Consider the following 14,512-nt stretch of genomic DNA (forward strand, 5'->3'; position numbering starts at 1 on the left):
TTAGCTGAGGGCGGTGAGGGCGGCCTCGTAGTTCGGCTCGTCGGCGATCTCGGCGACGAGTTCGGTGTGCAGGACGGTGTCGTTCTCGTCGAGGACGACGACGGCGCGGGCGGTGAGGCCGGCGAGGGGGCCGTTGTTGATGGCGACGCCGTAGGTGTCGTGGAAGTCGCGTCCGCGCAGGGTGGAGAGGGTCTTGACGTTGTCGAGGCCTTCGGCGCCGCAGAAGCGGGCCTGGGCGAAGGGGAGGTCGGCGGAGATGCAGAGCACGACGGTGTTGTCGAGCGAGCCGGCCTTGGCGTTGAAGGTGCGCACGGAGGTGGCGCAGGTGGGGGTGTCGATGCTGGGGAAGATGTTGAGGACCTTGCGGCGGCCGGCGAAGTCCTGGAGCGAGGTGTCCGCGAGGCCCTCGCCGACCAGCGTGAAGGCGGGGGCCTGGCTGCCGGCGGCGGGCAGTGCGCCGCCGATCTCGACCGGGTTCCCCTTGAGCGTGACCTGAGCCATGAAAAGCCTCCTACCAGCGGTGTACGACAGACAACGCCGTCGATCCTACTGCCCGCACCCCGCGCCCGACGCGGGGTGACCGAGGAGCGGACACCCTCCCGCCAGGTGCTCCGGCTCGGGTGGGGGCCGCTACGAGGGCGTGATGCCGTCCTGGCCGAGCAGGCCTGGTGCGTCGGGGCCGATGCGGGCGGAGGCGGCCGGGCCGTACCGCCCTACGGAGGTGTGGACGTAGTAGTTCCCGGCGATCATGTCGCGGAGGTTGTCGACGTGGCGGTGCACCGCTTCACGACCGCCGCCGGACAGGCCCAGCCGGTCGCAGAACCCCGCAGTGCCCTGGTGCAGGTCCAGGAACGCCCGCAGGTGCTCGTCGGCCGTCGCGATGACGTAGCGGATCGCCGAGTCACGGGAGCGGCCCTGTTCCGCCATGACGAGCTGGACGAGGTTGGGTTCGCCGCGGGCCTCGTCCTTCTCCAGGCCCGTGACCTCGTTGACGAGGACCACGTGATCGACGGTGTGCCGGCGGGCGGTGGTGAGCCGCCCGCTGTGCCAGGCCAGCGACGGCACCTCGAAACGACCGGCGGCCTCCAGCAGATGGAGGGTCGGCCGCACCGCGATCGAGTGTCGCCGTACCTCCAAGTGTTCGTCGACGGTGGGGACTTCGCCGGTGCGCCGGTTGGCCTCCTCGGTGAGGTTCGCGTACAGGTAGTCCAGCCAGCTCCTGGCCGCACGGCGGCTCCACTCGGCCGACCGCCCCTCGGTCATGTCCGCCCAGAGCCGCGCGAAGGCGGCGCCGATCCGCGTGGTCGGCGGGCGGGGCGACAGGGCGGGGCGGCCGAGGAGGTCGGCCATCTCCAGCGCCGCGGCGACCGCGGCGTCGGCGGGCTGTCCGGACGGGGTGTCGAAGAAGTCGTCGAAGATGAAGTGGAAGGCCATCCCGTTGGTCAGCAGGTCGACGTCGTCCCCGGCTTCGGTGCAGAAGTCCGTGCCGAACTCCGCGACCCCGCTGGCGGCGTACAGCGCCACGGCGCTGTCGGTGGGCAGCGGCCCGAACTGCCGGGCCCACTGGATGTTGCGCTCCAGGGCGGCGGGCGTGTCCGGGTGCGACCGGCGGGGGTAGGGCATGAAGAACTCGGCATCCTGGGGCACTCGACCGCTCCTCGCGCGTGTGACCGGCAACGCATCCAAGATCAGCGGTGCGCGGCGCCCCGGTCAGGGCGCACCGCCCGGCGCACGAAGGCATGTGCATGGCGGGAGTTCGGCGGTCGCCGGGCGGGGCGGGTGCGGCTTGACACGGTTGATCGTATCGAGAATATTAGATGCGTCCTGGTGTCGAGGGTGTCCGTGGTCGGGGAAGGAGCGTGCGTGGTGGATCCGCTGGCCGTGCACAAGGCGCTCGCCAACCCGGCGCGTGCGGATTTCCTGCGCTGGCTCAAGACGCCCGAGCGGTACTGGGACGAGGCGTACTACCGCGAGCGCGGGGTGGGCTTCCACGTCGGGGTGTGCGTGACCGACATCCGCGAGCGTTCGGGCCTGGCCCAGTCGGTGGTCTCCGGGTATCTGCAGATCCTGCGTGACGCCGGGCTGTTGGTGTCCGAGCGGGTCGGCAAGTGGACGTTCTACCGGCGTGACGAGGAGACGATCGCGGCCTTCGCCGCGTACGTGCGCGACGAGCTCTGAGGTCGCGCCCGGCCGGGTGCCGCTCGACCGGGGTCGTGGTGCGGGGGTGCCGGGGTGCCGTGGTGCTGTGACGTCGATGAGGGGTGCCCTTGGGTGGGCGCCCCTCTTCTTCGGCCCTGATTCATCTAACTATCTAGATTTGTCGTTGCGGATTCGGATGGCGATCCGGCCCGTGGACGGCCCGTGGACGTGAGAGGGAGGCTGTTGATGGACGGAGTACGAGGTCCGCGCGCGGCGCTGGCGGTGGGGGCCCTGGCGGTCGGGGTGTTCGGAGTGATCACCACCGAGATGGGGGTGGTCGGGGTGCTGCCGCGCTTGTCGCAGCACCTGCACGTGGCTCCGGCCACCGCGGGCTGGCTGGTCGGCGTCTTCGCGCTGACCGTGGCCCTGGCCGGGCCGCCGGCCACCCTGGCGGCTTCCCGGCTGCCGCGTAAGGCGGTGCTGGTGGCGGTGCCGGTGTTGTTCGCGGTGTCCAACGCCGTGTACGCGCTCACCGACTCCTTCCCGGTGATGCTCGCCTTCCGCGTCCTGCCGGCCCTGGTGCACCCGGTATTCTTCGCCCTGGCGCTGACCGCCGCCACCCGGCTGGCCCGCCCCGGCCGGGATGGACGGGCGGTGAGCGTCGTGTTCGCGGGCGTCAGCGCCGGCTTCGCTTTCGGGGTCCCGCTGACCGCCTACCTCGCCGACCACCTCGGCCTGGCCGCCGCGTTCTGGAGCGCCGCCGCGGTCAACCTGCTCGCCGCCGCCGGCCTGCTGGTCCTCTTCCCCCGCCTGCCCCGGGAGCAGCACGTCTCGACCGCCGGACAGCTCGGCATCCTGCGCAGCGCCCGACTGTGGCTCGCGGTGGCGGCCGTGACCCTGATCTTCGCGGCGATGTTCGCCGGCTACGGCTTCTTCGCCGAGTACCTGGAGAGCGTCACCGGCCTCGCCCCCTCCCTCACCGGCGCCGCCCTGATGGCCTTCGGCGCCGTCATGACCGTCACCGGCATCGGCTTCGGGCGCCTGCTGGAACGCGACCTGACCCGCACCGTCACCGCCTACCCGCTGCTGTACGTCGGCCTGTACGCGCTGCTCTACGCGATCGGCACCCATCCGGCCGCGATGGTCGCGGGCGTCCTGCTGTGGGGCGCCGTCCACTCCGGGGGACTGGCCGTCGCCCAGGGCTGGCTGGCCCGCGACGCCGCCCGGGCACCGGAGTTCGGCAACAGCCTGTTCATCTCCTTCTCCAACCTCGGCATCACCCTGGGCACCGCCCTGGCCGGCGCCACCGTCACGGTCGCCGGTCCCCGCCACCTGCCCCTGGCCGGCGCGGCCCTGGCGGCCCTCGCCCTCGCCGCCGTCTGCGCCCGCCGTCGCGTCGGCCCACCCACCCCGCCGGCGGGCGTCCCGGGCCCGGCCGCGGTCTCGGCCCCGGCCGCGGAGCGGGCCCCGTCCCGCAGCGGGGTTCAGGCGGGCGGCGGCCAGGGCCAGGGCGCGGGCAGGCTGTAGTACCAGCCCGGGCGCCAGGGCGGCGGTTCGCGCAGGACGTCCTCCAGGCGGGCGCCGGCCAGCAGGCAGTCCAGCGCCCAGCGGTTGGCCGAGTGTGCGATCAGCAGGACGCGCCGTCCGTCGAACCCCGCGGCGAGGTCGGCCAGGAAGGCCCCGGTGGCGGCGAGGACCTGGCGGTGGCTCTGCCCACCGGGGTACGGGTGGTCGGCGCAGTACGGGCGCAGCGCCGCGACCAGGGCGGCCGGGGCGCCGTTGAGGGTGCCGTAGTCGCACTCGCGTAGTCGGGGGTCCTGGTGCAGGGGCGGGTGGCCGCCGGGGAAGGCGATGCGCGCGGTGGCCACCGCGCGGTGCAGGTCGGAGCTGAACACCGCCGCCAGCGCCTCGCCCCGGCGCCGCTCGCCCAGCTCGGCGGCCTGGCGCCGGCCCAGCGGGCCCAGGCGCCCGGGCAGGTGGCCGGTGGCGATGCCCGCTTCGTTGTCGGTGGTCGTGGCGTGCGTCTCGTAGACGATCTCCACTGCCATTCGCCGGTTCCTCCCTGCCCCGCCCCTGGGCTGCCCTGCCCTGCGCTGTCGGGTGGCCTTGCGGTGGCCACCGGTGCTCGCCGGGTCGAGGGGGAGGGTGCCCGGGGCGGGGGCCGACTACGCGTAGCGCTCGAACAGGGCCGCCACGTACTCCTCCAGGCGGGCGGACAGCAGCTGGGTGCTCAGGTCGGTGCGGCCCAGTTCGCGCCAGGGCACGGCGACCTTCTCCGCGTCCGGCGCGAAGGCCAGCGCGTCCAGCAGCCGCCAGTACAGGTGGTCCTCCCCGGTGGCGGTGAGCGTGCCGCCGGCCCGCTCGTAGGCGTCGGCGAAGGCCAGGCCCGTCTCCACGCCGTGCAGCAGGGCCAGCGCCGTCGAGCAGTGGGCGACGTCCAGGTCGGTGGGGCCCCAGGAGGTCTCCACCCAGTCGACGACTCCGCTGACCGCGAGTTCCGCCCCCGTACCGTCGAACAGCACGTTGCCCGGGTGGAAGTCGCGGTGCAGGAAGGCACCTCGGTGCTCGGGGGCCGGGCGGCCGATCAGCGTCACCGCGCGCTCCCACAGTTCCGGTCGCTCGGTGGCGGGCGGCACCTGCACGCGTTCGGGGGAGGTCCAGGCCTGCCAGGCCCGCGGCCGCTGCTCCTCGTCGACCTCGACGGTGTGCACGGCGGCCAGCTGCCGGGCCAGCAACTCCACCCGCCGCGCCACGTCCCTGTCCTCCTGCACCCGCACCCCGCCGTCCAGGTGGGTCATCAGCAGCGACGGGTGCTCGCCGTGCTCGCCCCGGGCGTCCACCGCGCGCAGCCGCGCCGCCGGGATGTCGCGGGCGGCCAGCAGGCGCAGCACGTCGGCCTCGCGCTCCAGCATGCCCGGGGCGTGGCGGACGTAGAAGGGCTTGACGAAGGAACGCAGTACCAGCGAGTAACGCCCGCTGCCGTCCCGGCCGTTGTCGCCGTTACCGCTGTTGTCGTGGTTGCCGTCGTCGCTGCTGTCGCTGTTGACGGATTCGATGTCCAGGCGGCGCATCTGCGAGGTCCACCCGCCCTTGAGCGCCCGCACGCCGGCGATCCGCTCACCGGGCGCCAGCGTGCCCTCGACCCACCGGCGCGTTCCGGCCCACCCCTGGACGTCGTCCTCGGTCATGGTCGACCACCCTACGCCACGCCCCGCGCACCCGTGGCGACGCCCCGGCCCCGTACGACGGCCTGGCGGCGGAGCCGCTGGTCCCTAGGGGCTTGGTGGGTGGGGCGTGCGGTGGGCTTCGGTGTCGGCGGCCGCGATGACTGCGGTCAGGAGGCCGGGGAAGCGTTGTTCGAGTTCCTCGGTGCGGAGGGTGTTCATCTTCGTGGTGCCGACGTAGTACTGCCGCACCACTCCGGCCGCGCGCAGGACGGAGAAGTGGTGGCTGGAGGTGGACCGTCCGACGGGTAGGTCGAAGGAGCCGCAGCTCAGGTCAGCGCCCGAGTGGGCGAGGGTGTGCACCACTTTGCGCCTCGCCGGGTCGGCGAGGGCCTCCAACACCTGCTGGACGTTGACGTCCTCCACACCGGGGTGCACGATCACTCGCGCCGTCACGCGTGCCCGTCCCACACCCACCACCCCTTCCCACGCCTGGCCCCCGTTCCGAGTCGAACCCCCGTCAACCGCCGCGCACGGTGCGCGACTTCATGGCAGACGCTACTACGGGACGGGGTCCCGCCACGCCCGCTGCAACACCTCTGCAACACGAACCGCGCGCCGACCGCCCGAACGGGTGGTGTCCTCGGTGTTCCTCAGGCGAGTTGGGAGGCCAGGCCCGTGGTCAGCAGCGTGAGGCCCGCGGCGAACGTGGCGTCGGGGCCGGGGTGTTCGGTCTGCCACTGCACGAGGAGCGGGAAGTGCGCCGGGTCCGGGCCGGCGGCTTCGCCGGTGGGGGCGGGCTCCTGTTGCTCCTGGAGGACGAATCCGATGACGTAGCTGGTCACCGCGTGCCCCAGCACTGCTGCTTGGGTCGGTGTGAGTCCCTGTGTGCTCATCAGGGCCAGGCCGTCCTCCAGGGACCTGAGCGTCGCCGTTCCGGGGACGAGGTGTCCCGACACCAGCCGCGCGCCGTCGCGGCGTCCCAGCAGTGCCCGGCGCAGCCGGTGCGCGAACGCCTCGGTGTGCTCCGCCCAACTGCCCGGCTTCGTCTCCGCCTCCGCCTGCGCACTCTCGCCTTTGCCCGTCACGGGTGCGGAGAAGGCCGGGGCCACGACGGTGTCCGCCATGGCCGTCAGGAGCTCCTGCTTGCTGCGGACGTGCCAGTACAGCGCCCCGGGGGCCACGCCCAGGCGTTCGGTCAGCGCCCGGGTGGTCAGTCGCTCGAGCCCGACCTCGTCGAGCAGGTCCAGTGCGGCGGCGATGACGTCATTGCGGTGCAGCGCCATGGTGTCGGCGGGCTCCTTCCGGCGGGAAAGCTTGGGGGCAGGGGACTTGAGCTTAGCTCAGGTCATCTGCCTATGATCGACCTGAGCGATGCTCAAGTGGCTTCGGGCCTTCCGGGCTCTCGGGCTTCGGGCTTTCGGGTTTCGGGCGAGCAGACATGGAGGCGTGGCATGGGTGAGTACGTGAACGTCGGTGGACATCGCACCTGGTGCGAGATCCAGGGCGAGGGTGACCCCGTCGTCCTGCTGCACGGGGGAGGGGTGACCGCCGACAGCTGGTGGGGCCAGATCCCGGCCCTTGCCGCGCACTTCCGCGTCCACGCCCCCGAACGCCGCGGCCACGGCCGCACCCCCGACGTCGAGGGCCCCGTCACCAGCGACCTGATGGCCGGTGACCTCATCGCCCTCCTGGAGACCCTCGGCACCGGCCCCGTCCACCTGGTCGGCTGGAGTGCGGGCGCGACCGTCGCCCTGCGGACGGCGCTGCGCCGTGCCGATCTGGTCCGTTCCCTGGTCCTCATCAGCGGTGGTGTCAGCCGTGCGGGTTCCACCGACGCCGACGCCGCGATCCTCGACGACACCGCGCCTCTGGAGGCCATGCTCCGCCCCCAGTACGAGCCGCTGTCCCCGGACGGCCCGGCCCACTTCCCCGTGGTCTTCGCCAAGTGGCTGGCCATGTGGCGGGAGGAACCCGACATCGGCTTCGCCGCCCTGGCCGACCTGCCCATGCCCCTGCTGGTGATGCAGGGCGACGACGACGGCGTGCGCATCTGCCACAGCGCCGCCGTGGCCGGAACCGCCCCCCACGGCCAACTCGCCGTCCTGCCCGGCACTTCCCACACCGCCCCGCTGGAGAAGCCCGACCTCGTCAACCGCCTCCTGCTCGACTTCCTCACCCAACCCGGCCCGCCCGCCAGGCAGTTCGCGCTCGGCGCCCTCGCCCTGGCGGCCCGCGACCACGCCTGACCGCCCCGGGGCCCGCGCCCGGTGATGCGGGCCCCGGGTGCGCGGGGTCAGGTGGTGTGGATGCCCTGGCCCGGGGTCAGGATCCCCGCCGGGTCGAAGCGCCGCTTGGCCCGCGTCACCCGCTCCCACAGCCCTCCGTAGTGTGCCTGCCAGTCGGCGCCGCTCATGCCGGGTACCGCGCCGATGAGGTAGCGCTTGCCGCCGAGCTGCACGGCCCGCTCGTACAGGCGCCGGTTGCGCTCCAGCATGGCGGCGGTGTCGGCGCCCGGCGCGGGGAAGGCGAGCAGGTCGAAGTGCCAGCCGACGGGGGCATCGGGCAGGACGGCCAGGGGCGTCGCCACCTTCGCCCGCGCGTACGGGTAGAACAGCAGCAGCCCCGCCCCCAGGTCGGCGGCCGTCAACTGCTCGGCGGCCTCCCGCATGAACACCCCTGCCGTGGCGGCGGGCAGGAACAGGCTCAGCCACGGCTTCGGCAGCCCCCAGAAACCGGCCGAGCGCAGGTACCCCGCGAAGGCGTCGACCCGGAACGCGTACTCGCGCCAGCCCTGCTCCACCACGGTCGTCTCGCCCGGCACCGGGTTCAGGCCGGTCAGCAGCGCCTGGCGGTCCGCCGGCCGGTCCGCCGGCCCGTACGCCACCAACTCGGCGGTGAAGCGCCAGCGCTGTCCGTCCGCGCTGCGCACGACGTTGCCGACCTGGAGGTCGAAACGCCCGTCGGCGAGCACTTTCTGCTGGTCGGCCAGGTAGGCGTCCAGGTCGTCGTAGGCCAGGGTGAAGACGGTGGACCGCGCCGGGGCGGGTACCAGCGCCAGCGTCGCCCGGACGATGATCCCCGCCTGCCCGCCGCCGGCCAGCACCGCCTCGAACAACTCCCGGTTGCGCCCGCGCGAGGCGGTCACCAGCTCACCGGTGCCGGTGACCACCTGGAGTTCGCGCACCGTGTCCGTCTGCAGGCCGTGGTGCTGCACCGCCCCGCCGATGCCGCCCACGCTGAGCGTCCCGCCCACCGACAGGTGGAGGTAGTCCGTCAGCACGGGCGGCACCCAGCCCTTGGCCAGGCCCGCATCGACCAGTTGTGCCCAGGTGGCGCCGGTCTCCACGACGGCCTCACCGGGCCGTATCGAGATGACCCGGTTCAGGCCGCGGGCGTCGATCGCGATGCCGCCGAGCGGGTTGGCCTGGCCGTAGTTGGAGTGCGACTCCAGGGGGGCCGTTCCCTGCGCGGCCGCGTCCCCGCTCTGCCCGTTGACGGCCACCGGGACACGATGGCGCCGGGCGAAGGCGACCACCTTCTGCACGTCGCGCACCGAGCCGGGGCGCAGCACCGCGCGGGGCGCGCGGGTGACCAGGTGCCCGAAGTCGGTGGAGAACCGCTCCAGGCCCTCGCCCTGCTGCAGGTTCACCGCCCCGTCCAGGGCGGGCAGTTCGGCGACGTCCGCGCCGGGAGCGGTGGCCCAGGCATGGGCAGTGGTGCTCCACCCGACGACGGCGGCGCCGGCACCGGCGATCAGGGCGCGGCGGGACAGGCCTGACCTGCTCATCTCAGGGTTCTCCGATCAGTCGTCAAATAGGGATTGTTGTACCGCAACCATCCCGCGACCACCTACCCGGCTCGTGCGGACCGTGCTGCCTCGTCGTCCGAACCCTGTCACGCGGACGGGGACGCCGGTGGCGCGCCCGTCACCCGGATCTTGTCACCCGGATCTTGTCACCCGGACCCTGTCACCTGGTGGGCTGGGCACCGCGCCAGGCACCCCACCGGAACGTCACCGCTCCACGTTCAGGCGGCGCATGGGCGGGCGATCGAGCACCTCGATGGACATGATCCGGTCGTCCACGACGTCCAGGACCAGCATGCCTTTCGAAGGCAGGAGCGGCACACACCGATGGCCGGGACCGTACGGCTGCCCCCGCGGATGCTCCGCCGTGCGGATGCTCTGGCAGAAGTCGTCACCACAGCCACACTCGCCGACCAGCCGAACATCCCTGACGCTGACGGCCAGGCCATCTTCTCCCTCACTCTCCAGGAGGGCACTCAGCTCGTCGACGAGGCCGGGGAAGACATCGCGAAGGAGGGGATGCTCCGGTTCCATGGGGTGAGGGTAGCCGGAGTGATCAGCTGTGTGTTCAGCTGCGGGGGAGTCAGCCCAGGACGCCGGTCAGGGCGTGGAGGAGTACGGCGTCGAACCGGTCGCGAGGATCGTCGGGCGGGGAGGCGGCGAGCAGGGCGGTGATGCGGGGGTGGCTTCCCGCAGCGGCGACGTGGTGGAGGTAGGCGGCGGTGCGGCGCGTGGCGCCGGTGTCCGCGGCAGCCGTTTCGTTCTGGACGAACAGCGCGGTCAGGCCGCTGAGGAGGGCGAAGGCCTCGAGTTTGCGGGCGTGGGCGGCCGGGTGGTCGGCGAGCACGTCGAGCACGTGCTCCAGGAGGTCGATCCCGTGGGGGCCGAGGGTGGGGCGGCTCATGACCATGGCGGGCAGCCAGGGGTGACGGCGCATGATCTGCCGGGCCTGACGGGCGACGGCGAGCAGGTCGGCCTGCCAGTCGCCGGTGGGGGCGGGCAGGTCGTAGTCGCTCGCGGTGCTGTCGGTCATCAGGTCGAGCAGGTCGTCGCGGGTGGCCACGTAGCGGTAGAGCGAGGCGGCGCCGGTGCCCAGGGCGGATGCGACGCGGCGCATGGAGACCGCCTCCAGGCCCTCACGGTCGGCCAGTTCCACCGCGGCCGCGGTGATCTCGGCGCGGCTGCGTTCGGCCGGGCGTCCGACCGCCGCCTGCTCCGGCCGCATCCAGATCACCGGCTCCTGCTGTCCTACCACTGCCACCTCCTGCGTTGTCACCAGCCTACCTATCGCATACGATGTTCGCGAACAGCGTATGCGAATGGGAGGGATGCGATGACACTCTTCGCTCACAACGGTGAGATCCGGATCGCCTTCGAGGACCTGGGCGGTGAGGGCGGCGACCCGCTGCTGCTCATCATGGGACTGGGGGCCACCCGGTTCTGGTGGCCGGACGGCCTGGTGGCCGAACTGGTCGGCCGCGGTTTCCACGTCGTGGCCTACGACCAGCGCGACGCCGGCGAATCCACCCGCCTCCCCGACCGGCGCGTCGGCCCGCCGATCAAGGCCCTGCTGCAGCGAGAAGCCCCCGCCTACGGCGTCGAGGACCTCACCGACGACGCCATCGCCGTCCTCGCCGCCCTCGGCTGGACAGGCGCCCACCTCTTCGGCCACTCCATGGGCGGGCTCGTCGCACAGCGCATCGCGATCCGCCACCCGCAGCGCGTACTGAGCCTGACCACCTCCGCCGCCGTCCCCAGCGACGCGAAAGGCCTGAGCGTCCTGCGCTACCTGCGCCTGGCATGCCTGCCCCGATTCGCCCGGCTCCACTACCCCGAGACCCCGCAGGGCAACCTGGACCTGGCCGTGGCCGTCGCCCGCATCCTGGCCGCGCCCGGCCGGCCCGTCGAGGAGCGGGATGTGCGCGAGTTCGTGGAGAAGGAGGCGGCGCACGAGGTCGCGAGCTTCCGTGACGCAAAGGCGCAGAGCCGGCAGATCGGCGCGAAGTGGCACGGCGGGCGGCTCGACGAGATCACTGCACCGACCTTGGTGTTGCACGGCGAACGCGACCCGCTCCTACGGGTGGCGTCCGCGCGCGCCATCGCTGCGGCGGTTCCCGGTGCGCGCCTGCGCCTCGTGCCCGGCGTCGGCCACTTCCTCGCCCGCGACGTGTGGACCACCTACGCCGACGAACTGCGCGCGCTCGCCGACCGCGCCGTCGGGTGATTGCGTGGTGGTGGGGTTGCGGGGTGTGGGGGTTGGGGCGCCGTAGGCTGGGCGAGCTGGGGACGGAGTGTCATCGGGGTGGCACCCCGCCGGGCCGCTGCGGTGGCCGTCGCTGTCCTGTCCACCGTCACCCTCACCGTGGGCCTGGCCCTGCTGTGCACCACCGCCCGCCGCCGTGCCTGGCGCCCGGGCCGATGGCAGGCCTGACCCGGCACCACCCCGGCCGCACCGGGTCGGCTCGCCCTCAGCAGTAGCCGTCCAGCCGGGTCGCGCCCTTCGGGGCGAGGCCGGGCCAGGGGCGTCCGGCGCTGTCCGCGGCGGCGCAGCGCAACGCATCGAGGAGGGTGCTTCCCGGGTAGCCCCGGAAGCTCGCGTATGCGCCGCGGTAGTAGCAGCTCCAGTAGCTCACGACGCGCCGCTGGGTCCGGTCGAAGTAGGCCGGGTTGGCCATGATGAACTCCCCGTAGGCGCGCCGGAGCCGGCTCCCGGGGTCGTCGAGGCCGCGGAGTGCGTCGCGGATGTCGGTCAGGATCTCCACGACGTACTCACCGGCCAGCTGGACGACGAACGGGACGACCCAGTCGTCGCAGGAGCCGACGATCCGCGCCAGGTGGAGCTGGCGGACCCGGCCGTCGTGGTGCCTCGAGTACAAGCAGTGCAGGAGCTGCCGCTGACGCGGCGACAGGTGGGCGACCCGGTCCCGGGGCACCTCGTCGTGGTGGATCCGGCCCGGGATCGAGAGCGTCTCCCCACGCACCACCACCGCGAAGGGCTCGGAGGGGCGCAGCCGCACGTTCGGCATGACCTCCAGGACCCTGCGGGCGTCACCGGCGAACTCGGCCGGGAACGCGGCGGCCAACGGGCTGTCGGGGTGGCGGAACGGCTCCATCGTCCGAGCATACGTTCGCCCCGGTGGCCCGGGCCCGGTGGTGGCTGGTCAGGTGTTGGTGGGGTGGATGCCTTCGGTGACGTGGGCGGCGAGGTGGAGGTAGGCGCGGCGGGTGCGTGGGTGCAGGCGGGTGGGGTCGAAGGTGGCGCCGAGGGCGAGGTGTTCGTCGAAGGGGAGGAGGAGGGCGGCGCGGGAGCGTTGTCGGAAGTGGGTGAGGAGGTCGTCGGTGTTGATCGTGCGGTTCTTGGCGCGGATGCCGGAGATGAGGGTGATGCTGCGTCGTGCGAGGTCGTGGTAGCCGTTGGCGTGCAGCCAGTCCAGGGTGGTGTCGGCGCCGCTGGCGCCGTCGACGCTGGTGGTGGCGGTGATGACGAGTTGGTCGGCGAGGTCGAGTACGGCGTTCATCGAGTCGTGCAGCAGGCCGGTGCCGCAGTCGGCGAGGACGATCGGGTACTGGCGGGCGAGGAGGTCGACCAGTCGCCGGTAGTCCTGGCCGCCGAAGGTGTCGGCGATGGTGGGGTCGGTGTCGTTGGCCAGGACCTCCAGTCCGCTGGGGGTCAGCGAGGTGAAGCGGCGGATGTCCATGTAGCCGGTGATGGAGGGTGCGGCCGCGAGCAGGTCCTGGACGGTGGCGGGGCTCTCGCGGCGGATGCGCCGGCTCAGGGTGCCGGTGTCCGGGTTGGCGTCGACGGCGACGACCTTGTCGGAGCGGGTCTGGGCGAGGACGCTGCCGAGCCCGAGTGTCGCGGAGGTCTTGCCGACGCCGCCCTTGAGGCCGATGACCGCGATCCGGAAGGAGCGGTGCAGCGGGGTGCGGATGAGGGCCTCCAGCCGTTCCCGTTCGCGCTGCTCGCCCCGGCCCAGGCCCAGCCCGGCGCCCAGGCCGGCGCCCAGCAGCCGGGGGCGCCGGGCCGGGGCGGGCGGGGCGGCGACGGGCGCCGGCGCGGCGAGGGGTGCGGGTACCGGTACCGGTGCGGGGGCGGGCAGGGGCGGGGCGTACGGCGGGGAAGGCGGCGCCGGGAGGGCGGGCGTCGCGGGTGTGGCGGGTGTGGCGGGTGCGGGTCGGGCCTGCGGGGGGATGAGCACCGTGCCCAGGGAGTCCAGGGGGCGTCGCCAGTCGGGTTCGGCCGGGCGGGCCGGGGGCAGGAGCCCGTAGTCGGGGGAGAGGTCCCGTTCCGGGCCCCGTCCCAGCCGCCGCACCTGCTCGATGACCGTGTGGTCCGCCGCCACGCTCCGCCTCCTTGTCGCCACGCCGCCACCGCGCCGGTGCCGTACGGTCCCCCCACCTGGCACAACGGGGCGGGCCGCCGTGACCGTTCACCGCCGGGCACGCCGGGCACGCCGGGCACGCCGGGCACGCCGGGCACGCCGGGTGCGCCGGGTGCGGCGGGTGCGGCGGGTGCGGCGGGTGCGGCGGGGGCGGTCAGGGCAGCGGGAGTTCTCCGGCGGCCGCCACCAGGGCGGGCAGCTCGCGCATGTCGTCGAAGGTGCGGGTGCCGGGGCCGGTCAGCCGGTGGGCGGGGGTGAGGCCGCCGTGGAAGCCCAGCGAGCGCATCCCGGCCGCGCGGGCGGCGGCGACCCCGTACGTGCTGTCCTCCACCACGAGGCAGGCCCCGGGCGCGACGCCCATGGCGGCGGCGGCGTGCAGGAACAGGTCGGGGGCGGGCTTGCCGTGCGCGACGTCCTCGGCGCTGAACACCCGCCCCTGGAAGCGGGCCAGCAGCCCGGTCCGCCCCAGGGTGCGGCGCAGCCGGCCGTGACCGCAGGAGGAGGCCACGCAGTCCCGTACGCCGGCCCGCGCCAGTTGCGCCAGGGCCTCCACCACCCCGTCCACGGGGGTGAGTTCGGCGGCGAACGCCTCGTCGTACAGGTGCTGGAAGGCCTCCTCCCAGCCGGGTTCCAGCGGCACGCTCGCGTGCGCCTGCAGCTCGGCGCTCATGTGGGCGTGGCTGCGGCCGACGAAGCGCTCCACGATCTCCGCCTCGGACAGCGGCCAGCCGACCGCCGCGCACACCTGCGCGTCGATCCGCACCGCCAGGCGCTCGCTGTCCAGCAGGACGCCGTCGCAGTCGAAGATCACCAGTTCGATGGGTGTGGGCATGGCCGCCACCTTATGGCGTGTCTGACAGTTCCCGCCGGGCGCGCGACGCTCCCCCAGCCTTCGGCCGGGAGGTACCCCCAGGGCACAAGCGCGCCTCGCCGCGTCGTCGTCGGTCGCCGATGGCCCCCAGCCTTCGGCCGGGAGGCGCCCCCACCGCATGGACTCCCTCCTCCGCCTTGCGATGCAC

17 protein-coding genes are annotated in these 14,512 nt (G+C 73.4%); 5 read left to right on the forward strand and 12 right to left on the reverse strand.

Going from position 1 to position 14,512, the window contains the following annotated elements; translation table 11 throughout:
• Both tpx and ACFXPX_RS16525 read right to left on the reverse strand, forming a co-directional pair.
• Positions 1–501, reverse strand: a complete 501-nt coding sequence (gene tpx, locus ACFXPX_RS16520; RefSeq protein WP_380641792.1) for a thiol peroxidase — start codon at positions 499–501, stop codon at positions 1–3.
• A 129-nt stretch (positions 502–630) separates the two neighbouring features.
• Positions 631–1,647 (reverse strand): terpene synthase family protein, encoded by a 1,017-nt coding sequence (locus ACFXPX_RS16525; protein ID WP_380641794.1) that lies wholly within the window; start codon positions 1,645–1,647, stop codon positions 631–633.
• A gap of 216 nt (positions 1,648–1,863) precedes the next feature.
• Here ACFXPX_RS16525 and ACFXPX_RS16530 point away from each other — a divergent pair, with 216 nt between their 5' ends.
• Together ACFXPX_RS16530 and ACFXPX_RS16535 are read left to right on the forward strand one after the other, a co-directional pair.
• The gene (locus tag ACFXPX_RS16530) at positions 1,864–2,178 is read left to right on the forward strand and encodes an ArsR/SmtB family transcription factor (protein ID WP_380532272.1); all 315 of its coding nucleotides are present in this window, start codon (positions 1,864–1,866) and stop codon (positions 2,176–2,178) included.
• Positions 2,179–2,385: 207 nt separating this feature from the next.
• Complete coding sequence (locus tag ACFXPX_RS16535; RefSeq protein ID WP_380641797.1) at positions 2,386–3,666, forward strand: MFS transporter; 1,281 nt, start codon at positions 2,386–2,388, stop codon at positions 3,664–3,666.
• Here the strand turns inward: ACFXPX_RS16535 and ACFXPX_RS16540 are convergent.
• From ACFXPX_RS16540 to ACFXPX_RS16555, 4 genes are all read right to left on the reverse strand, one after another.
• Positions 3,624–4,187: a histidine phosphatase family protein gene (locus tag ACFXPX_RS16540; RefSeq protein WP_380641800.1), complete on the reverse strand. Its 564-nt coding sequence runs from the start codon at positions 4,185–4,187 to the stop codon at positions 3,624–3,626. The genes ACFXPX_RS16535 and ACFXPX_RS16540 overlap by 43 nt on opposite strands.
• Before the next feature lie 117 nt (positions 4,188–4,304).
• The gene (locus ACFXPX_RS16545) at positions 4,305–5,327 is read right to left on the reverse strand and encodes a phosphotransferase family protein (protein ID WP_380641803.1); all 1,023 of its coding nucleotides are present in this window, start codon (positions 5,325–5,327) and stop codon (positions 4,305–4,307) included.
• An 84-nt stretch (positions 5,328–5,411) separates the two neighbouring features.
• Positions 5,412–5,759 carry an ArsR/SmtB family transcription factor gene (locus ACFXPX_RS16550; protein ID WP_380641806.1) on the reverse strand — a complete coding sequence of 116 codons (348 nt, stop codon included), beginning with the start codon at positions 5,757–5,759 and terminating at the stop codon, positions 5,412–5,414.
• A 197-nt stretch (positions 5,760–5,956) separates the two neighbouring features.
• On the reverse strand, positions 5,957–6,589 hold the full coding sequence (locus tag ACFXPX_RS16555) for a TetR/AcrR family transcriptional regulator C-terminal domain-containing protein (protein WP_380641808.1): 633 nt from the start codon (positions 6,587–6,589) through the stop codon (positions 5,957–5,959).
• A gap of 168 nt (positions 6,590–6,757) precedes the next feature.
• Here ACFXPX_RS16555 and ACFXPX_RS16560 point away from each other — a divergent pair, with 168 nt between their 5' ends.
• Positions 6,758–7,552: an alpha/beta fold hydrolase gene (locus ACFXPX_RS16560; protein WP_380641811.1), complete on the forward strand. Its 795-nt coding sequence runs from the start codon at positions 6,758–6,760 to the stop codon at positions 7,550–7,552.
• A gap of 47 nt (positions 7,553–7,599) precedes the next feature.
• Here the strand turns inward: ACFXPX_RS16560 and ACFXPX_RS16565 are convergent, their stop codons facing one another.
• From ACFXPX_RS16565 to ACFXPX_RS16575, 3 genes are all read right to left on the reverse strand, one after another.
• On the reverse strand, positions 7,600–9,093 hold the full coding sequence (locus ACFXPX_RS16565; protein ID WP_380641814.1) for an FAD-binding protein: 1,494 nt from the start codon (positions 9,091–9,093) through the stop codon (positions 7,600–7,602).
• A 225-nt stretch (positions 9,094–9,318) separates the two neighbouring features.
• Positions 9,319–9,645, reverse strand: coding sequence for a hypothetical protein (locus ACFXPX_RS16570; protein WP_380595120.1), 327 nt, complete (start codon positions 9,643–9,645; stop codon positions 9,319–9,321).
• A gap of 49 nt (positions 9,646–9,694) precedes the next feature.
• Positions 9,695–10,372, reverse strand: coding sequence for a TetR/AcrR family transcriptional regulator (locus ACFXPX_RS16575; RefSeq protein WP_380641816.1), 678 nt, complete (start codon positions 10,370–10,372; stop codon positions 9,695–9,697).
• A gap of 72 nt (positions 10,373–10,444) precedes the next feature.
• Between ACFXPX_RS16575 and ACFXPX_RS16580 the strand changes: the two genes are divergently transcribed.
• Together ACFXPX_RS16580 and ACFXPX_RS16585 are read left to right on the forward strand one after the other, a co-directional pair.
• Positions 10,445–11,335: an alpha/beta fold hydrolase gene (locus ACFXPX_RS16580; protein ID WP_380641819.1), complete on the forward strand. Its 891-nt coding sequence runs from the start codon at positions 10,445–10,447 to the stop codon at positions 11,333–11,335.
• Positions 11,336–11,413: 78 nt separating this feature from the next.
• Positions 11,414–11,542 carry a hypothetical protein gene (locus tag ACFXPX_RS16585; protein WP_380532242.1) on the forward strand — a complete coding sequence of 43 codons (129 nt, stop codon included), beginning with the start codon at positions 11,414–11,416 and terminating at the stop codon, positions 11,540–11,542.
• Positions 11,543–11,579: 37 nt separating this feature from the next.
• Here ACFXPX_RS16585 and ACFXPX_RS16590 read toward each other — a convergent pair whose 3' ends face one another.
• The 3 genes from ACFXPX_RS16590 to ACFXPX_RS16600 all read right to left on the reverse strand — a co-directional run bounded on the left by ACFXPX_RS16590 (position 11,580) and on the right by ACFXPX_RS16600 (position 14,325).
• Positions 11,580–12,224, reverse strand: coding sequence for a hypothetical protein (locus ACFXPX_RS16590; RefSeq protein WP_380532239.1), 645 nt, complete (start codon positions 12,222–12,224; stop codon positions 11,580–11,582).
• Positions 12,225–12,272: 48 nt separating this feature from the next.
• Positions 12,273–13,454: a MinD/ParA family protein gene (locus tag ACFXPX_RS16595; protein WP_380641822.1), complete on the reverse strand. Its 1,182-nt coding sequence runs from the start codon at positions 13,452–13,454 to the stop codon at positions 12,273–12,275.
• 193 nt (positions 13,455–13,647) lie between these two features.
• Complete coding sequence (locus ACFXPX_RS16600) at positions 13,648–14,325, reverse strand: HAD family hydrolase (RefSeq protein WP_380641824.1); 678 nt, start codon at positions 14,323–14,325, stop codon at positions 13,648–13,650.
• Between the last annotated feature and the right edge of the window lie 187 nt (positions 14,326–14,512).

The sequence above is a fragment of the Kitasatospora sp. NPDC059146 genome, assembly GCF_042786665.1.
Lineage (GTDB): Bacteria > Actinomycetota > Actinomycetes > Streptomycetales > Streptomycetaceae > Kitasatospora.